The organism is Providencia sp. PROV175, assembly GCF_032707045.1.
Taxonomy (GTDB): Bacteria; Pseudomonadota; Gammaproteobacteria; order Enterobacterales; family Enterobacteriaceae; genus Providencia; species Providencia hangzhouensis.
This window is the reverse complement of sequence record NZ_CP120533.1, coordinates 321,593-344,088: the sequence shown is the minus strand read 5'-3', so window position 1 is coordinate 344,088 and position 22,496 is coordinate 321,593. Positions and strand designations below refer to the sequence as shown.

Genomic DNA, 22,496 nt, shown 5'->3' with positions numbered 1-22,496 from the left:
ACACCGCATGAGCCCATTCTCTATTATTGGGTTAAAGCAAACCATTGCTAATAGGTTATCTCCGACATGAATAAAAAATTATTATTCTCTTTGTTGTTTTTAACATTGCCTGCTATTGCTAATGAACAACAATGGAATGGAACTGTTTTAGGCTTTGAGCTCGCTCCTAAAGGAATATTTGGTGATATGTTGGGCATACGTCCTATATTATCTGACCACGGCTTTTCATTTCACAGTAATTATTTGAGCCAAGTCGCCTATAATGCAGGGGGCGGTTATAATAATGACAAACATACTGCTTATATAGACCAATTTGCTTTCACATTCACACAAGATCTTGAACGTTGGACAGGAATTCCCGATGCTCGTATTGAAGGAAACATTGTCAATCGTAACCATGAAGACAACCTGACAGTCAAGCGCCTGCAAGACCCTCGAGTACCTAATAATGACCTTGCACAAGAAAGCTATGGAGGTGGCTCCGTAACGCGGTTAGGTTGGCTTACTTTTGCTCGCAGTTTTGATGACCGCCGACTAACTTGGCGTATTGGGATGATGAATAAAGTACAAGAGTTTGACCAAATTATCCCTTGTGATTTTCAACTACTTAGCCAATGTGGTGGAAAATCAGCCAACGCCCTGACATGGAGCAATTGGAATATTCATACTTGGGGAACGACCGTTAGCTATAAAATCACCCCTGAGATTACCATCAAAACAGGAATTATGGAGCAGAATCCTCAAGCGACGGATAGAAGCCATGCGTGGAGTTGGTCAACCAAAGGCAGTAAAGGTATTTTATTACCCTTAGAAGTTGAAAATCGCACTTTCGTCAATGGGTTGCCTGGTGCTTATAACTTAGGATTATTATATACCAATGCCAAACAGCATGATCTGTATAAAGATAAAAGCTATAACAAAACATGGTTTGTCTATGGTGGAATGAACCAACAATTAACTCGCTATCAAGATGATGAAAATCGAGGTTTAAGTTTATCTGTCAGTGGCAGTTATCATGATGAGCGCAGTAATTTCATGAATTATGTTGTTTCAAGTTCCCTTCGCTACCGCGGGGCATTTGATGCAAGGCCTGAAGACTGGATTGGTCTCGGTATCTCGTATATTGAGCTCAGCGACCACTTTGCGAAAAACCAAAAAATACAAAATGAACAGCTCGGGGTCACCAATTATAATGACCCGTTATATCACCCTATTACTTCAAACGCGTTAAATGCAGAACTCTATTATCGTTTTAAACCTGTTTATTGGCTGGAACTCCAACCAAGTGTGCAATATTGGCATCAACCAGGCGGTGTCCAGAAAACATCGGATGCATGGGTTTTGGGATTAAAAACGGTTTTAACGTTTTAAATAATATTACTGTGTATTTATCGGTATTGATAAAGGGAATTTTCCATTCCCTTTATCGCCAATTAACATATTAATTAGCATTCAGCTCATTGTTTTTTTACTATAGCTAAATTATCTTTGCTGTTTTTCTCACTCAATAACATTAAGCAGACAACTTCATGACCCGCACTCAGCGCCTACTCACGTTATTACAGATACTCAAAGAGAATCGCTATCCTATTACCGCTGAAGCACTTTCATCACAACTGCAAGTCAGCGTGCGTTCTATCTATCGAGATATTGAATCCCTACGAGACCAAGGTGCTGAAATTGTCGGGGAAGCCGGTATTGGCTACCAATTAAAAACGGGTCTATTACTACCGCCTTTAGCTTTCGATGAAAATGAACTTGAAGCCTTAATATTAGGTTTACGTTGGGTAAAAAGTAATGCAGATAGTGAACTAAAAAACTCCGCAATACGGGCGATAAGTAAGATTAACTCCGTGGTGGCAGGTCATTCACAGAAAATTCTAAATCAAAATACCTTATTTGCTCCTACCACACATTTCTATGAAATTAACGATATCATCGTTAAAGACTTACGTTTAAGTTTACGAGAAGAATGCAAAGCCAAAATGACTTATCTTGATGGGCAAAATCAACCTAGTGAACGAATTATTTGGCCAATTGCCATTGGTTATATGAAAGATTCCCAAGTATTAGCCGCTTGGTGTGAATTACGTGAAAGTTACCGCCATTTTCGTTTAGACCGCATTCAGTCTTATCATGCACTTTCAGATAAACTACCTTACCCCAAAAATTACCTACTAGAGCGCTGGCAAAAAGAAGTATTGTGCGTCTCTCCTGACAATTTCTGACACTCCGCTCCCTTATAGTAAGCACTCAACTTCATATAAGGAAATCACCATGAGCGAACTGGTTCTTTTTACTAATTCAATGTCACGTGGCAACACGGTCGACCTACTATTAAAAATTTTAGATGTTCCTTACAAGCGTATTGAATTAGGTTATGGTGCAGATATGCATACGGCTGAATATCTTGCAATTAATCCGATGGCGAAAGTTCCCGCACTTGTTGATGGTGATGCCGTCGTCACTGAAACCGCTGCAATTTGCTTGTATTTAGCGGATAAATTTATTGAAAAAGGTTTAGCACCAGCTTTGAATGACCCTAAACGTGCAGATTACTACCGTTGGTTCTTATTTACTGCTGGCCCAATTGAATCTGCCTTCACTATCAATAATTTAGGCATTCAATTAGATGAAGAACAGCAAAAATCTTCTGGCTTTGGTTCTGTCGAACGCACAATGGCCTGTTTAGAAATCGGTTTAAACAATGCTAAACCGTTTATTTGTGGCGAGCAATTTACTGCTGTTGATGTGTATGTCGGTGCATTTGTGATGTTTTTAGTTAAATACCAAATCATGGAAACCACCCCTACGATGCAAAAATACCTTGATAGCTTAGCGGCTATTCCTGCGATTGCAGAACTGTTGGCAAAATAATGCCAAAAAAAAGCTAAGCTCAAATGAACTTAGCTTTTAATTTAAATAACCAATACTTAACGCATGGTCACAAATTCTTCTGCCGCTGTTGGGTGAATGGCCACCGTATTATCAAAGTCTTTTTTGGTTGCACCCATTTTTAATGCAACCGCAAAGCCTTGTAAGATTTCATCCATACCAAAACCGATACCATGAATACCCACGATTTTTTCTTCTTCACCCACACAGACCAATTTCATACGGCAAGGCTGGCGATGCGAAGTGACGGCGGTATACATTGCAGTGAAAGATGATTTATAACATTTCACTTTATCAGCACCATATTTTTCAATCGCTTCTGGTTCAGTTAAACCAACAGTGCCAATTGGTGGGTGAGAGAACACCACAGTTGGGATATTACTGTAATCTAAGTGCTCATCCGGTTTATTATTAAATAAACGTTCAGATAAACGACGACCCGCAGCAACCGCAACAGGGGTTAACTCAACGGCGCCAGTATTATCACCAACTGCATAGACACCCGGTACATTAGTATTTTGGTATTTATCAACCTTGATATAACCTTTTTCATTCAGTGCGACGCCTGTGGCTTCAATATTCAGGTTATCTGTCATTGGTTCACGACCAATAGCCCAAATTAATGCATCGACGGTTTGTTCTTGGCCATTCTCCAATTTTAATGTCAGTGAACCATCTGCATTTTTCACGACTTCTTTCGGAATTGATTCCGTATGCAGTTTAGGGCCTTCCGTATTCATGACTTCCACTAATGTTTCGACAATCAGTGGGTCAAATGAACGTAACGGGGCATGTTTACGCACAAATAAATGCGCCTCTGCGCCTAAACCATTTAATACACCAGCAAGTTCAACGGCAATATAACCGGCACCCACAACCGCAACACGTTTTGGCAATGCTTCAAGTTCAAAGAAGCCATCAGAAGTCATGCCATATTCTGCACCTGGGATAGCAGGGATCACTGGACGCCCGCCAGTTGCAATCAAAATATGGTCTGCCGTGTAGGTTTCACCATTTACCTCAACAGTATGGGCATCAATAAAACGTGCAAAACCATTGATGACATCAACTTTATTATTCCCTAAGACACGGTCATAAGACTGGTGAATTCGGTCAATATAAGCAGTACGACTATCAATAAGTGTTTTCCAATCAAAACGATTAATTGTCGCATCAAAACCATAATCAGGACCATAATTGCGAATAGCTTCCGAGATTTGTGCCGCATGCCACATCACCTTTTTCGGTACACAGCCCACGTTAACACAAGTCCCACCTAATGCTTTCGCCTCAATTAAGGCACATTTTTGCCCATACATTGCTGCACGGTTCATCGACGCAATACCACCGCTTCCGCCACCAATTGCGATATAGTCGTAATGTTTGCTCATAATTTGGTTATTCCCATTGATTGAATGATTTATGAATGCATTTTCTCGCATCATGCTATTGATTGTCATGGCATAAATAGCGCTTTACGATAGATAACACCTGTTAATTTAATCGGTATTACCTATCAAAAATACAGTTTACTCTGGCACAATCCACTCAACTAACGTATGCCCAGTGCCTTCTGGGACGAGTGTTTTATGTAACCATGGCAGCACATTCTTCATTTGCTGCTCAAGTTTCCAAGGTGGGTTGATCACTATCATACCGGATGCCGTCATCCCACGTTGGTCGCTATCAGGACGTACCGCCAATTCAATTTGTAATATTTTACGAATGCCTGTTGCTTCTAATTGATTGACCATACGCTTAATTTGTTGACGTAATACAACAGGATACCAAATTGCATATGTTCCTGTTGCAAAGCGTTTATAGCCTTCCACCACCCCTTTCACGACCGCTTCATAATCCGTCTTCATCTCATAAGGAGGGTCCATCAGCGCAAAGCCACGTCGACTCTGTGGGGGTAATTTCGATTTTAGCTGTTGATAGCCGTCTTCCTTGAAAACTTGCGCGCGGTTATCCCGTGAAAATTCTGTACGTAATAATGGATAATCGCTCGAATGTAGTTCAGTTAATACCAGCTTATCGTGTTCACGTAATAAATATTTTGCTAATAATGGTGAACCTGGGTAATAGCGTAAACGCCCATTATCATTCAATTGGCGCACAATATTCATATACGGCAATAATTCCTCAGGCAAATCAGGTTGCTCCCAAATACGCGCAATCCCTTCAAGATATTCACCTGTTTTTTCTGCATGTTCCCCCGTTAATTGATAACGGCCAGCACCTGAATGTGTATCTAAATACAGAAACGGTTTTTCTTTCTCTTTCAGAGATTCAATAATCAAGCTCTGTACTGTGTGTTTTAACACATCAGCATGGTTGCCTGCGTGAAAGCTGTGACGATAACTTAACATGTAACGTTTGTTTCCTGAGGAAATTCAATACTAGCCACTAAGATGACTATTATTAAATAGGTTCTTTAAAGATAGCCCTTTTGAACAAAAAATAGACCGGATTTATTCATCCGCGTCATTATAGCTAAAATTGACTACAAATGTCATAACCATAGCTGTGTTAAAATTCACATGACTGAAAAGAAATAAAACGCTATCCTAAACACAAATTTTAAAATAAACAGAGGTAAATGATGAATAAACTACTCCTTACAACTAGTATTTGTATTTCCTTTTTTGCTAGCGCATCAGTAATGGCGGCAAAAACACAAAATGGCTGCGAAATAAAGAAACAACGCATTCAAGAACAAATTGATTACGCAAAACAACATGGTAATCAGCATCGAGTTAAAGGCTTAGAAGAAGCATTAGATAATGTGAATCGTTATTGCACTCCAGAATCTTTATATCGTGATAGTCAAAAAGATGTAGCTGAGAAAACAGAAAAAGTGCAGGAACGCGAAGCTGAGCTGCAGGAAGAAAAATTAAAAGGCGATGACAGTAGTAAAATTAAAAAACGTGAAAGAAAACTCGCAGAAGCTCAAGCAGAATTAAAAGAAGCCCAAGCTGAACTGCAAGTTTATAAAGATGCACTTTAATTTCTAACGCCCCTTTTCCTCTGATTAATTAACCAGTTGCTTTGACTTTAAACAAACGTTCCAATGACTATTTGTCTCTTAAAACAGTCATTGGGATGAAGTTATTGTCCAATTTAAGCTATAGTATTATGCATATCATTCATTTATAGGCATTAAATAGGTCGAAAAATCAGACAACTTTTAGTTGCGGGAAAAGGGGATTAAATGTCGAATACGCAGGAAGAAGAACAGAAAGATACTAATAAACTGAAAGCGACACTGAATAAAAGTATTGATGGCAGTAAAAAAGCAGTGACCTTCTCAATGCGAGTTGTGAACTTTATTTGTGCAATTCCTTTTATTGCTCACATCATTCGTACCGTGCAACGTTTTAATGACCGAATGGGGAACCAGTTTGGGGCTGCAATTACCTATTTCTCCTTTCTCTCTTTAATTCCCGTTTTAATGTTTTCATTCGCCGCTGCAGGTTTTGTATTAGCCAGTAATCCTGAATTGCTTGAAAAATTAGTTCGTGGAATTTCTGCAAATATTACTGACCCTACGCTCGCAAATACATTAGAAAGAACAATCGATACGGCAATACGTCAACGTACGACAGTTGGATTAACCGGGTTAGCTTTAGCCGTATACTCCGGAGTTAATTGGGTTAATAACTTACGCTTGGCTATTTTGGCGCAATCACGTTCTGTATGGGAACGTAATGAAGATGAACATGAAAATATTATTTTCCGCTACATTCGCGACTTCTTTGCTTTAATTGGTCTACTTATTGCCTTAATTGTGACAATTACCCTGACTTCTGTTGCTGGCTCTGCACAGGCGACGATTGTCAGTACGCTTGGGCTAGACGGTATAGAATGGCTAAAACCTGCTTGGACACTGATTGGTTTAACCATATCCATTACAGCCAACTTCCTATTATTTTTATGGATTTTTTGGATCCTACCGCGCATGCAACATCGCCGCAGATCACTATTTAAAGGAACATTACTTGCTGCTATTGGGTTTGAAATCATTAAATCCATTATGACATGGATTTTACCTAACCTTGCTTCGTCACCTTCTGGAGCGGCTTTTGGTTCAGTGCTTGGCCTAATGGCATTCTTTTACTTCTTTGCGCGTTTAACCTTATTTTGTGCAGCTTGGATAGCGACTGATGAGCCAAAAGGTTCATTGGATAACGAAATAATTAAATAACAACTTACTGGGGCGGTAAGACAAACCGCCCTACCACTGTTTAAAACTAGCGTTTCATTTCTTCTGCCAACGTTCTAACCAATAAAGACGCAGACATCTCACGAGCTTTCGCCACATTCTGCCCCGCCCAATATGCCGCAAACTCATCACTACCTAACTTCATTGCTGCTGCATTGAGCTGCTTACCAATATCATAAACCAATGGATAATCAGGTAATTGACTTGTCTCATAGCCGTTACCTGCTCGAATAAATTGATTAATAATCCCTCTCGCTGGGCGCCCTGAAATAGCAGAAGTTAGTTGAGTGAGATCCCCAGTTTGCGATTTGATCTTAGCCCGATAGCCTGCGTTCGCGGCAGATTCAGGGCAAAGCAAAAATGCAGTGCCTAATTGAGCGGCAGCAGCACCGCACTCTAAAGCCCTATTGATATCTTGCCCATCCATTATGCCACCCGCTGCAATCACAGGTAAATCAATATACTGGGAGATTAATGTCACTAATTCATAAGTAGTGAGTTCTTCATCTAAAGCCTGCAAATCAAACATGCCTCGATGCCCTCCCGCTTCAATACCTTGTGCAACAACAGCATCAATTCCAGCCAATTCAATTTGTTGTGCTTCTTGTAAATTCGTTGCTGTCGCCATGGTATAAATACCATGTTGTTTCAATTGCTGTACCACCTCGATGGATGGAATATTAAAATGAAAACTCACTACCGCAGGTTTTGTTTCGAGTAACATCGATAACATTTCTGAGTTATCTAAAAAAGTTTGATAAATTTCATTGAGATAAGTAGGGGGAGTCTCATTAAATTGAGCGAAATAAGGAGCTAAATACTGGCTCCATGCCAGTTCATTATCAGGATGACGTTTCGCAGGTAAATGGCAGAATAAATTGACATTGAATGCTTTACTTGTCAGTGCTTGTGTTTGAGTAATCAATTGGCGAGCTTGTTCTACTGAATTTGCGCCTAGGCCTAGTGAGCCAAGCCCTCCAGCTTCTGAAACCGCAGCGGCTAGCGCCGGAGTAGAAACTCCCGCCATTGGGGCTTGTATAATGGGATAACGCAAACCTAACCGTTGTAGAAATATATTCGAGCTATTCATGTTATTTCCTTTACTTCAATGTCTGGGTACATTTTATGTTCTTATATTGAGGATAAACATAGCACCAAATTTATATAAAAAGAAAAAACACTTGCCATTGTGTCGTCGCCATATTGTCACTTTAAGCGCATTTAAAGCGTGCAGGGATCGTATAGATATGATTAAGATGCCATATATCCTCATCTTAATCATTCAATAATGAGATTATTATGACTACCTCTATTCAACAGCTCGAAAATTTAACTTGTGGCGTCGTCCTTTACTATCATAATCAGGCCAAAAATAGCGTGGGTGCCTTCTGTGCTAGAGGAATGGATATTGAAGGTAGGCCTCTTACTGTTGATACACCACTACGAATTGCCAGTAATACAAAGACATTTACCGCAGCTGCAATTTTACGTCTTGCTGAAATGGAAAAACTCAGTATTGATGATGCAATATCTGAATATATTGACCCTCAATATAATACGCTACTCAGTACCCAATATAATACTCACGCTATCACTATCCGCCATTTACTGGAGCACAGTAGTGGCCTGCTAGACCATGCAGATGGAGACTATCTAAAAGCCGTTCTCAAACAACCTAACTATGTTTGGAGCCGAACAGAACAAATCGAAATGTACATGCGTAAACAATTTCCAACGTTTTCGCCTGCAAAATCCTTTATCTATTCAGATACGGGTTATATTTTGCTCGGTGATATTATTGAACGGATTACGGGGCAATCTCTTGGCCTAGCTGTTAGGGAGCTTTTGCATTTCGATTCTATTGGTCTCGAGAGCGCATATTGGGAGTCATTAGAACAACCGCCGCAAATCGCAGCACCACGGGCTCGTCAATATTTAGGTAAATTGGATGGAACACATATTCATGCTTCCATGGATACCTATGGCGGTGGGGGTTTAGTTATGTCCTCGAAACAAATGGCGATATTTCTAGAAGCGCTGTTTGAGGGAAATATTTTTTCATCACCAAATACGCTAGAGACTATGCTAAGTATGGGTTCTCACGAAGGTGCAGAACTTTACCGATTAGGCATTATGGTGAATGTGGTCAATAGTATCACCCTGTATTCCCATTTAGGCTTTTGGGGATCTGTAGCCTATTACGCACCAGAAGCAAAAATCAGTGCGGCAGGATTTGTTGATGACAGAGAGTCGCGAGAGACTCTAATTCGCGTTATTGAATCGCTATTAAGCCAATAACATTAATGAAAAGGTAGCCACTGAATCATTCAATGACTATCTTTTCATATATCTATCTTTTCATGCTTATTGTGAGGTGTGGTTTTCTTCTGCTGGTGCAGCAGGAGCCGCTTCTGTTGGTACTGGCGCAGCAATTTGGGGCCATAACACCTTGGTAAATTTCTGGCGAATTTGTTCTGCATCCATCATTTGTTTATCTTTTGGCTGCGCTAATACAAACGCTGCCTCTTGAGATAATAACCGACGGGCTTCCATATTCACCTGCTCAAGGCTTTGTGACGCCAAGAAAGATTGCCTTAACCGCTGGTATTGTTCAGGAGCAATGTCAACCACCCCATTTTGTTGAGAAATCAAACGTTGGCTAATCAAAACATCAGTACTCGTACGCGCATAGGCTGCAAATAGTTGCGATAACTGCACTTGTTTTTCTTTAAGCATATCGTCAAATAGCTCAGCAGCAATACCATTTTGGTTAATCGATGCAAGCTCACTCGCAACAATATCCGTTACCGCTGCCATTTTTTCAGGTGCTGCTGTCACCGTTAACGTACAACTGGCTTTCTGATATTGCACACGACAATCTAACCCCGGAACAACTTCTCCTTGATTAAATTTTTGATTGAACGCTTTTTGCAGAGAACGATAAACTGCCTCACGCGCTAAGTCACTCGACCAATAACGCAGTAAAACGTTTGAATCTTTAATGGGTAGCCAATCAATGTCCCAAATTAATGAAAGCGTATCCTGTGCAGGTTGTTCCTGCAAAATATCAATAGATTGCGGTTTTACTGCTGATAATACCGCAACAGAAACAGGCTCAGAGCGCTTACCTTCCAATGAAGAGAACGTTTGTGAAATTGAATCAGATAACATTCGAGAATCTACATGGCCCGCAACATACAATGTCATTACATCCGGTGTGTACCATTTTTGATAAAACGAGTTCACACTATCAAGAGCGACAGTACCATTCGGTTTTTGGCCAGGGTCATACCCCATCATCGTTGAACCCTTTAAACGCGCTCGCCAAACAGGATCGTTGGCATTTAAAGGTAGTGTTGCAACTGGGACATTTTGTGCCGTCAAGCCGTTATGCAATGTCGTTTCTGTATACTCAGCACCTGCAACAGAAGTCGCTAGCCAGCTTAGGGCTTGCTTAATTAAGTCAGGGCGATTATTTGGTAAGCTTAAGCTATAAATAGTGTAGTCATAGGAAACAACCGCGGGTGGAATTGGCATATCAGGGTCTGCGGCCTGGCGCCAGAATTCTTGCAATGTTGTTGTTGGAAATGCTTCAGTTTGATGAAACAACGCCATTTTAGGTATAAGGTAACTGTATCCTTTCTCGCTCGCTTTTTCTGTTAATGAGCCTGTTTTAATTGCTAACCTGAGCTGGATACGGTCATTTGGACGTTGTGGTGTTTGTAATAATTGCCAGCTAAAGCCATTTTCTAGCTTCCCTTGCTGCCATGCTGGATCAGGTTGTAAAGGCTCAGCGCCGGCTAAATGCGCGACTGAGAATAATACAACACCAATGATATACCGAACTTTCAAGCCCTGCATGTAAACCCCTATGTGTTTTATATCTTTATATTTAACCGCAAATAACGACAGATAAATTAACGAAAAACGCGAACTTATCGGGTTAAACGATATAGTTTGGCTTTATTCCATTTTTCATTGTCACCACTATAACGATATTAGACCATAAAGCTGAGTCCATGTTCATGGCTTAGTCTGATTTTTGCTGTTTTCTTTGACGATTATACCCTTTTGCTAGCAAACCTAGCTCATCGTCACGATGATATTCAGACACAGCAATTTGATTAACTTCAGAATTTGTCTGTAACTCAATTGCGATTTTACGCAGTGGCCTTATTATCATACGACTGACACACCACGTCATTCCAATAGCAATAATGAGCACCAACAACAAATAAGTTGTCGTCATCAAAGCAAGGGTGTTGAGCGCAAACCGATAAACACGGTTCGGGTCAACTTGTAATGTCAAATACCCTTGAGGCTTAGCCTGCAACACAACATTCCCGTATGCATACAGTGGCACGGTCATTTCGACAGGGATGCCCACAAAATGAGTCACCCAATTAGGTATCGGCTTAGGCGTTGCAAAGCTTAGGTTCATTACCGTTGTACCATCAACAGTAATAATCGCATTTCCCATAATGCCTGATGTCTTTAAACTTATCAGTAGCCGTTTAACTTCGTTGAGGTCAGAGCTTAACAATGAATCTGTTAATGGTTTTTGAATTTGTACTACAGCGTTACTGAGTTGGTCTAAATAATCTTGCTTACGTTGTTCAACTAAATAACTGAATTGAATAGCTAAAAAAAGCGCAAGTGATAGTAGCGTAATCATAAAGAATACGACCATACTTTTTAATGTTAGTGAGCGTTGGACTCGGGTATTCATTTGGCCACAACCTTTCTAATCAAGCAGCTTTTTAAAGAAAACGGAAACATCAGTCAGTATACTTGATTTTATCCGTAAAAGAGTAGCTTAAAAAGAAAGATTGGGTATTTAGGACAAACAGCATGTTAAAGCGGCTTAAAGTGGCACTAGAATAAAAGACGGCAAAAAGTTAGCCTTTCCACCGTTTCACTCCTTAACTCACGACAACCGTTTGTTTTTCATCTTCATCAACCGCAAAACACGCAACTAACTGTTGGTTATATTCCTTCAATGTTGGTTGGAATTGAGTACACTGACCAAATGCTCTACGGCAACGCGCTGCAAATGCGCACCCCGGTGGTGGGTTTAAAGGACTTGGTAACTCTCCCGTTAACTTAATACGTTCGCGCCGAGCGTCTGGGTTCAACCTTGGTGTCGCTGATAATAACGCTTGAGTATAAGGGTGAAGAGGGTTATTAAAAATCTGCTCTTTTGTTCCTTTCTCCACACAGCGGCCTAAATACATCACCATGACTTCATCAGCAATATGCTCTACCACCGATAAATCATGTGAAATAAAGACATAAGACAAACCTAAATCTTGCTGTAAATCCATCATCAGATTTAATACTTGAGCACGAACAGAAACATCCAGTGCGGAAACGGGTTCATCTGCAACCACAATGTCAGGGTCAAGCATTAAACCACGTGCTATCGCGATACGCTGGCGTTGACCACCAGAAAACATGTGAGGATATCGGCTATAGTGCTCTGTTTTTAAACCCACTTTAGCCATCATCGATAATACTTTTTCCTTGCGCTGCTCTTTCGACAGTGAAGTATTAATCAATAACGGCTCTTCCAAAATTTGCCCCACCTTTTTACGTGGATTCAAAGAGCCATAAGGGTTTTGAAACACAATTTGGATTTTTTGGCGACGCAGTTTCTCTGCAGACTTATCTTTTACTAACAAGTTTTGGTCTTGGTAATACAACTCGCCCTCAGAAGGTTGCTCAATCATGGTTAATAAACGACCTAATGTCGATTTACCACACCCCGACTCCCCAACCACGGCCAGTGTTTTACCTCGTTCTAGCTCAAAAGAGACTCCATCCAATGCTTTTAAGGTTTTTTCAGCAGCAAAAACCCCTCTTTTGACGGAATAATATTTTTTCAAATCCACCGCTTTGAGCAATGGAGTGTGTTGTTTATCACTCATAATGTTGGCCTCCCCATATCATCCAGCGGTATATGGCATTTGACTTGGCGATCACCAACGGTTTGTAACATTGGCTCTTCTTGACGGCATTTCTCCGTTGCATACGGACAACGTGGGTTCAATAAACACCCTACAGGCCTATCGTATTTTCCGGGGACCACACCAGGAAGTGAGGCTAAACGGGATTTATTCGTCGCAAATTCCGGCAAGGCACGTAATAGCGCTTGTGTATAAGGATGGCGAGGATGTTTAAAAATATCACTTGCTTTGGCGGACTCCACCACCTGCCCCGCATACATCACAATAATATGATGCGCAGCTTCTGCCACTAAAGCGAGGTCATGCGTGATAAGCACTAATGCCATATTTTCTTGCTGCTGCAATTCCAACAATAATTCAATAATTTGGGCTTGAATAGTGACATCTAATGCCGTTGTCGGCTCATCCGCAATCAATAATTTAGGCCGGCATGCTATCGCCATAGCAATCATCACACGCTGGCTCATTCCTCCTGACAATTGGTGAGGATACACATCTAAACGTGATTGTGGGTCAGGGATACCCACCATGTCTAACAGGTCAATTGCCCGTTGCTTACGCGTACTTTTGCTGCCGCCTTGGTGGACTTTCAATGCTTCCATAATCTGATAACCCACCGTAAAACATGGGTTTAAACTGGTCATCGGGTCTTGGAAAATCATCGCCACATCGGCACCAACGATTTGCCGGCGCTCTTTTTCAGGGATTGACAGTAAATCTCGCCCATCAAATTGCAATGAATTCGCCATCACTTTTCCGGGGTAATCAATTAACCCCATAATAGCCAGTGAACTCACTGATTTACCTGAACCAGATTCCCCTACAATACCAACGACTTGGCCTTTATCAACGCTATAGCTGATGCGGTCAACGGCGCGAAACGGTGCCTTTTCGTCTCCGAAATGAACCGAAAGTTGTTCTACATTTAACAATGCCATTTGGTTACCTCATCACTGCTTGAGTTTTGGATCAAATGCATCACGTAACCCATCACCCATTAGGTTAAACGCAAGCACCGTCAATAAAATTGCCAGTCCAGGGAAAGTCACAACCCACCATGCACTTTGTGCAAATTGCAGCACATCAGACAGCATCGTTCCCCACTCAGGAGTTGGTGGCTGCGCGCCCATTCCGAGGAAACCCAAAGCAGCCATATCTAAAATGGCATTCGAAAAACCTAAAGAGGCCTGTACAATCAATGGTGCCAAACAGTTAGGCAAAATATTCACGAACATTTGGCGTACTGCCCCTGCACCCGCAACACGAGAAGCCGTCACATAGTCACGGTTGACTTCGACTAAAACAGCCGCTCGTGTTAATCGAATATAGTGAGGTAATGCAACAAACGTCAAAGCAATCGAAGCATTAACAATCGAAGGTCCAAAAATGGCGACCAGTACCAAAGCTAATAACAAACTTGGCAATGCCAACATGATATCGACAACTCGCATAATTAATGCGTCAACGACACCACCAAAATAGCCAGCGATCACACCAATAGTGACCCCCATGATTAACGACAGCACAACCACTAAACAACCAACTAGCAGTGACAGGCGGGCGCCATACATTAAACGAGAGAGTAAATCACGCCCAACATCATCAGTGCCTAAAATAAACTGCCAACTTCCCCCATCTTCCCAAACTGGCGGAGCAAGTAAGAAATCACGAAATTGTTCATCTGGAGCATGTGGAGCTAATATACCTGCAAAAATCGCAATCAGTACCATCAGGATAATGTAGAACATCCCGACAACTGCCCCTTTGTTACGTTTAAAGTAGTGCCAAAATTCTTGTAATGGTGTCATCGGCTGTGGGGCGCTGACAACGGTTGGCTCAGTAGATTGAGACATTTAGCGCTCCTTATTTCTTATGACGAATACGTGGGTTTACAATGCCATACAGCACGTCGACCACTAAGTTTACGAAGATAATCAGTGTAGCAACCAGCAGAACTCCCCCTTGTACCACAGGGTAATCACGACGCTGTAGCCCTTCGATTAACCAGCGCCCTAACCCAGGCCATGAGAAAATAGTTTCTGTCAAGATAGCCCCTGCTAACATCACCCCAACCTGCAAGCCAATTACCGTAACAACGGGTAATAATGCATTACGTAGTGCGTGAATTAAAATTACGCGAGCGCGGCCAAGACCTTTAGCACGTGCAGTACGAATATAATCCTCTCCCAATACTTCCAACATTGACGAGCGAGTCATACGCACAATAACGGCTAATGGGATCGTACCCAAAACAATGGAAGGCAATATCAAGTGCTCTACCGCATCAATAAAATCGCCATCTTCACCCCAAATTAGGGTATCAATTAGCATAAAACCGGTCAGAGGCTGGGAATCATCAAGAAAAACAGTGTCACTCACTCGTCCTGCTACAGGGGTGAGGTCTAATTGCACCGACACTAACATGATGAGCATGATCCCCCACCAGAAGATAGGCATTGAGTAGCCTGTTAAAGAAAGGCCAATCGCAGTATGGTCAAAGATTGAACCACGTTTTACTGCGGCTAAAACCCCAACTGGGATCCCAACAGAAATTGCAAAAATCATGGCACAAGTTGCCAATTCCACTGTCGCTAAAAAACGGGGCAAAAACTCTTCCCATACACCGATGCGACTTTTTAAGGAAATCCCTAAATCACCATGAAATATCCCATTGATATAATGAAGATATTGTTTCCAAAGTGGCTGATCAAGCCCTAACTCTGCCATTAAATAAGCATGCCTTTCAGGGGATAGTCCCCTTTCACCGGCCATGATCATCACCGGGTCGCCTGGGATCATGTGGACAAAGGCAAAAGTCAATAATGTAATACCGATAAACGTGGGGATCACAAGCCCCAATCGTCGGAGGATAAATTGCAACATATCCTGAATCTCTTTAATAATGCCGTTGACGGCTCTTAGTCCGTTTGGCTACTCAGAAAATTGCTTTTCCGGGTGCTCACAAACAACTTAACTTCTCTGCTTCTTCTAGAGAAGAAAACGCCCTCCGCTCTAAACCAGCAACGAAGGGCATAGACAGATTAGATACGATTACTTCTCAATATCGACGTTTTCGAAGTGGTGTTTGCCTAGTGGGTCAACCACATAGCCTTTGACTTCTTTACGTACGGGTTCAAACACTGTAGAGTGCGCGATAATCAGGGCTGGCGCCTGCTCATTCATCACAACTTGCGCTTGTTTGTACAGTTCGACTCGCTTGTCGTGATCTGCTGTTTGGCGCGCTGGTTGGATCAAGTTCTCAAAGCTTTCATTACACCATTTTGAGTAATTAGAACCTTGCTCTTTTGCTGCACAGCTAAACAAGGTTGCAAAGAAGTTATCAGGGTCCCCATTGTCACCCGTCCACCCCATCATTACTGTTTGTGGCTCACCATCTTTCGCACGTTTGAGGTACTCTCCCCATTCGTAGCTAACAACTTTTGATTTAACGCCAACTTTTGCCCAGTCTGCTTGGATCATTTCCGCCATGCGACGGGCATTTGGGTTATATGGTCGTTGAACAGGCATAGCCCATAGGTCAATTTCAAAGCCATTCGGGAAGCCCGCTTCTGCTAATAATGCTTTTGCTTTTTCAGGATTATATTCGTAATCGTTCACCGCATCGTTATAGCCCCACATTGTTGGTGGGATAAGGTTTTTCGCTTTTTGGCCTGCACCTTGATAAACCGCTTCGATAATTGCATCTTTGTTCACCGCCATAGACAGTGCTTGGCGAACCTTTTGATTATCCAGTGGTTTTTTCTCGACATTATAAGAGAGGTAACCGACGTTTAGGCCTGGTTGCTCCATTAACGTAATGTCTTTATCTTGCTTCATGCGCTCTAAATCAGCCGGATTTGGATATGGCATGACTTGGCATTCATTTTTTTGCAGTTTTGCATAACGAACGGAAGCATCTGGCGTGATAGAGAAGACTAAACGGTCAAGTTTAGGTTTTGTGCCCCAATATTGGTCATTAGCTTTATAAAGAATACGAGAGTCTTTTTGGTATTGTTGCAGAACAAATGGGCCCGTTCCAATTGGGTTTAAGTCCACTTTCTCTGGCGTACCCGCTTTCAACATCTGGTCTGCATATTCCGCAGAAAGAATCGATGCGAAGTCCATTGCCATATCGGCTAAGAATGGTGATTCTGGGCGAGTTAACGTAATTTTCACCGTATTATCATCGACTTTTTCAACTTTATCGATAATTTTATCCATATCCATTCCCATAAAGTATTCATAGCTACCGCCTGAAACTTTGTGATATGGGTGATTTGCATCTTTTTGGCGCATAAATGTATAAATCACATCATCTGCGTTAAGATCACGGGTCGGTTTAAATTCTTTGTTAGAGTGCCATTTGACACCCTTACGTAGATGGAAAGTGTACTCTTTACCATCATCACTCACTTCCCAGCTTTCCGCTAAACCCGGTTCAATTTCCGTTGTTCCTAATTTGAATTCAACTAAACGGTTATACAGCGGGATAGAGCTTGCATCATAGGTTGTTCCTGACGTGAACAACTGTGGGTTAAAGCCTTCTGGAGAACCTTCAGAACAGTAAACTAACGTTTTTGCCTGTACTGTTGCTGATACTGCTAATGCTGCCAATGTAAGTCCTACAGTCAGTAGACCTGTCTTTTTAATAGAGCGCATCTGTATGCTCCTATGGTGTTCATGTTGTTTTGCTTGATGTCTAGATCCGTCATAAAAGCGACAGATGTAGTATCTGTATTTTTTGTTATTCATTGTGCAATTAATCAACTGTCACTCACTTCGTCAATAGCCACATTTACGCTCCGCCCACAATTCATGTAACATATTAGAAACAATTAGCATTGCAATTTAGCTTAAAATTTCATAATGAAGTGCAAGATGCAGGTGTTATAACCATATAATTAGTAGTGAATAGGGTTTTATATCGAGGTTATTTATTTTTATATTTGTGATTAAGTGCTGAATTACTGAACGAATATAGTGCTTTTGTTGGCATGATACGAAATAAAACACTAGAGAGAATCGATGTGGAAATTATTTTAGTATGTAATTATTTAGTTTGTTTTTTATGCAAATAAAAAACATTCAGCTGACTATGCTAAACAAAATTTTAACTAACTGATAACTTAAAGAATAAAATAATACTGGCTGTAGTTTGTATTCTTATTTTCCAAAGTACAGAATATGCTTTAATACTGATGATAAAAACTACAATTGCCTAATATTACCTAGGTCATTTTAAATAGATACAACCACCAGCTTTAACCCTATGATTTAATTAATAATGAAATTTTATTTGAAGGCTCGAACTCATTGAATTTGCCAGTAGTCGGTCAGTTTGCCAAACTGGCGCTTCTACAAATAAATGATATGACAAACTCCCAATTTGGCCTTTAGCTCCGACTCTCCCTCCCAGCAATAGGTTTTCTTTCCAAAATGTGGCTCTATCATTTGATGTTGTTCCTAAACCTAACGAGGTATATAAAGCCATATGCGGCCATGGGCTCTGCCAGAGCACCTCGTTTTGTAGCTTTAAGCTATTATCCCCCATTTCAAGGTGCTCAGCTCCACCGATAAAACCACTAACACCTCCAAAACCAGTAAGTGATCCTTGGTCTAATAAAACATCTAGCTTGTCACGACTTAATTGCATATCAAATTGGCTTTGATATTGAAAAGGGGAGGCTTCCTTCATTGCTGAAGCCGAAATCTGTAAAACCTGTGGCTTATTTAAACGCGTAATTTGCTGTACATTGGTACCAAACCAGTTAGTTCCTTGTTTATACGTTAATGTAACTAAAGCACTTCCCCGTAAAAAATTGACCTGATGAGTTAACCCACCAATGATGTAATGAGCCAAGCGTTGTTGTGTTCGTAAGTGTAGGTCAGCCAAAAACGTGTCACTTTTTTGGCTTTCAGACCCTAGACTTAATGAAGTTACCGTTTTTTCTGTTCGTTTTAATAAATATTCGGCTTGTAGTAATAAGAAGCCGTTATACTGCTGTAGTGGTAAAGCGGCATCATTACTGGTAATAACTGTTTTATTTTCCTGATACCCACTAAATATTGAAAACAACCAATATTGATAAGGGAGAGAGTAAAACAATATTGCTGATTTAATTTCAGTTTCTTCAGTGTTACTAAATTGACGGCTGATTTCTGAATATAAAAAATCACTTCGTAAAAAAGGATTGGCGACCATAAAAGTATGGCCAACAGTGCTACCGACTTGCCGAGAAATTGAGTGTGATTCAAAAGAAAGCGCACCTTGGAATTCGCGTCGGTGCTGGCCTACCACGACAATTTGCGTGGCATTCCCATAGGTATCATCAGGAATTAGTTTTATATGGAAAGGAAGTAAAGATGTATTTTGCAAATTGTACAAGCCTTGTTCAATTTGCCGTAAATTAAGCGTATCACCTAACTGGAAAGGAAATATGTGTGGTAGTAATTTATCTTCTGACTGCTCATTTTGATAAACCACAGAAGAAACCGTTCCTGCTATTATTTTTGCTTGCAAAATACCAAACAGAAAAGTTTGCTCAGGGTAATACAAGTAAGAGGTCAGATAACCTGCATGAATTAACTTCGCCGTAATATCATCTGCATAGTTGAGTAAGCCTTGTTCATCAATACATTGGCCCTCTATCTTTTGCCGCCATTTATTGACTTGGCTAACAGCTATTTCCTTAATCTGCTCAAGCCCAATGAAATGTACTTGGTTTATCATAATACAAGTAGATGGCATCTCAACAATACCATTTGGAGGCGCTATAGGCGCGCTATAAGCTTTAAAGCCAATAACGGTATAAAGACTTAATAAGAAGAAACAAAGATGTATCGATAAAACGTTATTAACTTTCATTAACGAGTCCTTGTAATGAAAAAGCGTTTTTACCTAAAACAACATGAGTGAATCAGCTTATATATCAACAGAGATAGGTTATTGAGTGCAAGCCAAGTTAGTCTGAAATAGTTGGGGTGAAAAATAGGAAGGGGTAAAAACGAAAAAACCCACCTCAATGAGGTGGGTTTTAGAATTTGGTCGGCGAGAGAGGATTCGAACCTCCGACCCACTGGTCCCAAACCAGTTGCGCTACCAAGCTGCGCTACTCGCCGAAAACGGTGTGAATAATACTGCCAAGAACGGAGGTCGTCAACCCATTTTTCGCCAATTCTATTCGTTTGCTGATAAAACCACCAAAATAGTAAGGCTTATATGCAAATTACCTTATTTTAAGTAAAAAATAAGCACTAGAATATTTTAGTGCTTATTTATCAAACAGGTTAGCGTTTATAAAAATAACGTTAACTACAAGCTAATAACCTATTTTTAAGGCTATTGAAGCAAAGAAATATCCGCTACTTTTAAGAACAACTCACGTAATTGGCTTAATAGCGTCAAACGATTAATACGAACCGCTTGGTCTTCATCCATTACCATAACATTTGCAAAGAATTCATCTACGATATCGCGTAAAGAAGCTAATTCAACTAAAGCCTCTTGATAATTCCTTTCTGCAAACATTGGCGCAAGTTTATCTTGCAATACCACAACATGCGTCGCAAGTTTGACTTCTTCAGGTGTTTTTAGAACAGAGGCTAAAACGTTATCAGCCAATTTTTCTTCTGATTTGCTCAGAATATTGGAAACACGTTTATTTGCCGCTGCAAGTGCCTGCGCCTCTTCTAATGAACGGAAGTGAGTAACAGCTTTCACTCGTGCATCAAAGTCAGCAGGTTGTGTTGGATGACGAGCTAATACCGCTTGGATGGTATCAATACTATAGCCTAATTCTTGATACCAAGAACGGAAACGACCAAGCATGAACTCGACAACGTCATTAACCACATTTTTATTGGTTAATTTATCACCGTATAAACGAGCTGCTTCTTCTGTCATTTCAACAAGATCAAGCTGGTAGCCTTTTTCTACGATGATGCGTAAGACACCTAATGCAGCACGGCGCAAAGCGAATGGGTCTTTATCGCCTTTAGGATGTTGGCCAATACCAAAAATACCAGCAAGCGTATCCATTTTTTCAGCCAATGCTAATGCAGCTGAAACATCAGTCGATGGAAGTGCATCTCCAGAAAAACGCGGTTGGTACTGCTCTTTTAAAGCTAATGCAACGTCTTCTGACTCACCATCATGGCGTGCATAATGCATTCCCATAACGCCTTGAGTGTCTGTGAATTCAAACACCATATTAGTCATTAAGTCACATTTTGCTAATAAACCAGCTCGTGTCGCATGATTTACATCTGCACCAATTTTGTTTGCAATCCAGCCAGCTAATGCTTCTAAACGGTCAGTTTTATCACGCAGTGTACCTAATTGTTTTTGGAACAATACAGTTTCTAAGCGTGGTAAGTTATCTTCCAAACGTTGTTTACGGTCAGTTTTAAAGAAAAATTCGGCATCGGCTAAACGCGGACGTACAACTTTTTCGTTACCTGAAATAATTTGCTGAGGGTCAGAAGACTCAATATTTGCCACAAAGATAAAATTAGGCATTAACTTGCCCGTCTTATCATAAACTGGGAAATATTTTTGGTCCCCTTTCATGGTATAAACTAGCGCTTCTGAAGGAACATCTAAGAATTTCTCTTCAAATTTAGCTGTTAAAACGACCGGCCATTCAACCAATGAAGTCACTTCTTCAAGCAAACTATCTGTTAAGTCAGCTTGGCCACCAAGAGCCTGAGCCGCTTTTTCCGCATCTGCTTTAATAACCGCTTTACGTTCTGCGTAATCTGCCATGACTTTACCGCGTTCACGTAAAATGGCTGGATATTGTTCCGCATTATCAATAGTAAATTCAGATTCACCCATGAAACGGTGACCACGAATTGTGCGCCCGCTCTTAATCCCTAAAATTTCGCCATCAATAACATCACTACCCAGTAACAATGTTACCGTGTGCACAGGGCGAACAAATTGTGTGTCCTTATCTGCCCAACGCATTAATTTAGGTATAGGTAATTTGGCCAATGCACGGCTAACCATATCAGCCAGTAATTCACTGACTGCCTGCCCTTTCATTTGGGCACGATAGAGTAGCCATTCGCCTTTATCGGTCGTCAAACGCTCAGCTTGATCAACGGTAATACCACAGCCACGAGCCCAGCCTTCAGCGGCTTTAGTCGGTTGGCCATCTGGAGCAAACGCCTGAGAGATAGCAGGGCCGCGTTTTTCAACTTCACGGTCTGGCTGTGAAGCCGCTAAATCAGCGACTTTAAGTGCTAGACGACGAGGGGCAGCAAACCACGTTACTGCACCATGAGCGATATCAGCACCATCAAGTTCAGCCGTAAAATTTGCAGCAAATGATTCAGCTAATGAACGAAGAGCCTTCGGCGGTAACTCTTCGGTGCCGATTTCCACAAGGAAAGTCTGTTGAGTCATG

The 22,496-nt window shown here is 41.1% G+C and carries 18 protein-coding genes and 1 tRNA gene; 6 read left to right on the top strand and 13 right to left on the bottom strand.

Features of this window, described 5'->3' with window-relative positions; genetic code table 11:
- Positions 1–66: 66 nt before the first annotated feature.
- From P3L44_RS01515 to P3L44_RS01505, 3 genes are all read left to right on the top strand, one after another.
- Positions 67–1,371 (top strand): carbohydrate porin, encoded by a 1,305-nt coding sequence (locus tag P3L44_RS01515; protein ID WP_272661869.1) that lies wholly within the window; start codon positions 67–69, stop codon positions 1,369–1,371.
- 158 nt (positions 1,372–1,529) lie between these two features.
- Positions 1,530–2,228 (top strand): helix-turn-helix transcriptional regulator, encoded by a 699-nt coding sequence (locus tag P3L44_RS01510; RefSeq protein WP_272661868.1) that lies wholly within the window; start codon positions 1,530–1,532, stop codon positions 2,226–2,228.
- A 49-nt stretch (positions 2,229–2,277) separates the two neighbouring features.
- Complete coding sequence (locus P3L44_RS01505) at positions 2,278–2,877, top strand: glutathione S-transferase family protein (protein ID WP_272661866.1); 600 nt, start codon at positions 2,278–2,280, stop codon at positions 2,875–2,877.
- A gap of 56 nt (positions 2,878–2,933) precedes the next feature.
- On the opposite strand, the gene gorA is transcribed toward P3L44_RS01505, so the two are convergent.
- Positions 2,934–4,286 (bottom strand): glutathione-disulfide reductase, encoded by a 1,353-nt coding sequence (gorA, locus tag P3L44_RS01500; RefSeq protein ID WP_036958623.1) that lies wholly within the window; start codon positions 4,284–4,286, stop codon positions 2,934–2,936.
- Positions 4,287–4,424: 138 nt separating this feature from the next.
- Positions 4,425–5,267, bottom strand: coding sequence for a 23S rRNA (adenine(2030)-N(6))-methyltransferase RlmJ (locus tag P3L44_RS01495; protein ID WP_004262593.1), 843 nt, complete (start codon positions 5,265–5,267; stop codon positions 4,425–4,427).
- 233 nt (positions 5,268–5,500) lie between these two features.
- Between P3L44_RS01495 and P3L44_RS01490 the strand changes: the two genes are divergently transcribed.
- Positions 5,501–5,905, top strand: a complete 405-nt coding sequence (locus P3L44_RS01490) for a DUF1090 domain-containing protein (protein WP_036958592.1) — start codon at positions 5,501–5,503, stop codon at positions 5,903–5,905.
- Between the two features lie 204 nt (positions 5,906–6,109).
- The gene (yhjD, locus tag P3L44_RS01485) at positions 6,110–7,102 is read left to right on the top strand and encodes an inner membrane protein YhjD (protein WP_004262608.1); all 993 of its coding nucleotides are present in this window, start codon (positions 6,110–6,112) and stop codon (positions 7,100–7,102) included.
- Between the two features lie 46 nt (positions 7,103–7,148).
- On the opposite strand, the gene P3L44_RS01480 is transcribed toward yhjD, so the two are convergent.
- Positions 7,149–8,210 carry an NAD(P)H-dependent flavin oxidoreductase gene (locus P3L44_RS01480; RefSeq protein ID WP_272661864.1) on the bottom strand — a complete coding sequence of 354 codons (1,062 nt, stop codon included), beginning with the start codon at positions 8,208–8,210 and terminating at the stop codon, positions 7,149–7,151.
- A 209-nt stretch (positions 8,211–8,419) separates the two neighbouring features.
- Here P3L44_RS01480 and P3L44_RS01475 point away from each other — a divergent pair, with 209 nt between their 5' ends.
- Complete coding sequence (locus tag P3L44_RS01475) at positions 8,420–9,418, top strand: serine hydrolase domain-containing protein (RefSeq protein ID WP_272661862.1); 999 nt, start codon at positions 8,420–8,422, stop codon at positions 9,416–9,418.
- Positions 9,419–9,484: 66 nt separating this feature from the next.
- Here the strand turns inward: P3L44_RS01475 and P3L44_RS01470 are convergent, their stop codons facing one another.
- The 10 genes from P3L44_RS01470 to glyS form a co-directional block, all read right to left on the bottom strand.
- Positions 9,485–10,981, bottom strand: a complete 1,497-nt coding sequence (locus P3L44_RS01470) for a M16 family metallopeptidase (protein WP_272661861.1) — start codon at positions 10,979–10,981, stop codon at positions 9,485–9,487.
- Positions 10,982–11,150: 169 nt separating this feature from the next.
- Positions 11,151–11,849, bottom strand: a complete 699-nt coding sequence (locus tag P3L44_RS01465; RefSeq protein WP_004266042.1) for a HAMP domain-containing protein — start codon at positions 11,847–11,849, stop codon at positions 11,151–11,153.
- Positions 11,850–12,042: 193 nt separating this feature from the next.
- Positions 12,043–13,047 carry a dipeptide ABC transporter ATP-binding subunit DppF gene (dppF, locus tag P3L44_RS01460; RefSeq protein WP_004262626.1) on the bottom strand — a complete coding sequence of 335 codons (1,005 nt, stop codon included), beginning with the start codon at positions 13,045–13,047 and terminating at the stop codon, positions 12,043–12,045.
- Positions 13,044–14,024, bottom strand: coding sequence for a dipeptide ABC transporter ATP-binding protein (gene dppD, locus P3L44_RS01455; RefSeq protein WP_140172003.1), 981 nt, complete (start codon positions 14,022–14,024; stop codon positions 13,044–13,046). Before dppD ends, dppF begins: the two co-directional genes overlap by 4 nt.
- A 12-nt stretch (positions 14,025–14,036) precedes the next feature.
- Positions 14,037–14,939, bottom strand: a complete 903-nt coding sequence (dppC, locus tag P3L44_RS01450) for a dipeptide ABC transporter permease DppC (RefSeq protein ID WP_004262633.1) — start codon at positions 14,937–14,939, stop codon at positions 14,037–14,039.
- Positions 14,940–14,949: 10 nt separating this feature from the next.
- Complete coding sequence (dppB, locus tag P3L44_RS01445) at positions 14,950–15,969, bottom strand: dipeptide ABC transporter permease DppB (protein ID WP_004262635.1); 1,020 nt, start codon at positions 15,967–15,969, stop codon at positions 14,950–14,952.
- A 168-nt stretch (positions 15,970–16,137) separates the two neighbouring features.
- Positions 16,138–17,745: a dipeptide ABC transporter periplasmic-binding protein DppA gene (dppA, locus tag P3L44_RS01440; protein ID WP_004262639.1), complete on the bottom strand. Its 1,608-nt coding sequence runs from the start codon at positions 17,743–17,745 to the stop codon at positions 16,138–16,140.
- Positions 17,746–18,364: 619 nt separating this feature from the next.
- Positions 18,365–19,951 (bottom strand): ShlB/FhaC/HecB family hemolysin secretion/activation protein, encoded by a 1,587-nt coding sequence (locus P3L44_RS01435; RefSeq protein WP_272661859.1) that lies wholly within the window; start codon positions 19,949–19,951, stop codon positions 18,365–18,367.
- A 177-nt stretch (positions 19,952–20,128) separates the two neighbouring features.
- Positions 20,129–20,205: transfer RNA gene (locus P3L44_RS01430), tRNA-Pro, on the bottom strand.
- Between the two features lie 220 nt (positions 20,206–20,425).
- Positions 20,426–22,495, bottom strand: a complete 2,070-nt coding sequence (gene glyS / locus P3L44_RS01425) for a glycine--tRNA ligase subunit beta (RefSeq protein WP_140172001.1) — start codon at positions 22,493–22,495, stop codon at positions 20,426–20,428.
- Between the last annotated feature and the right edge of the window lies 1 nt (position 22,496).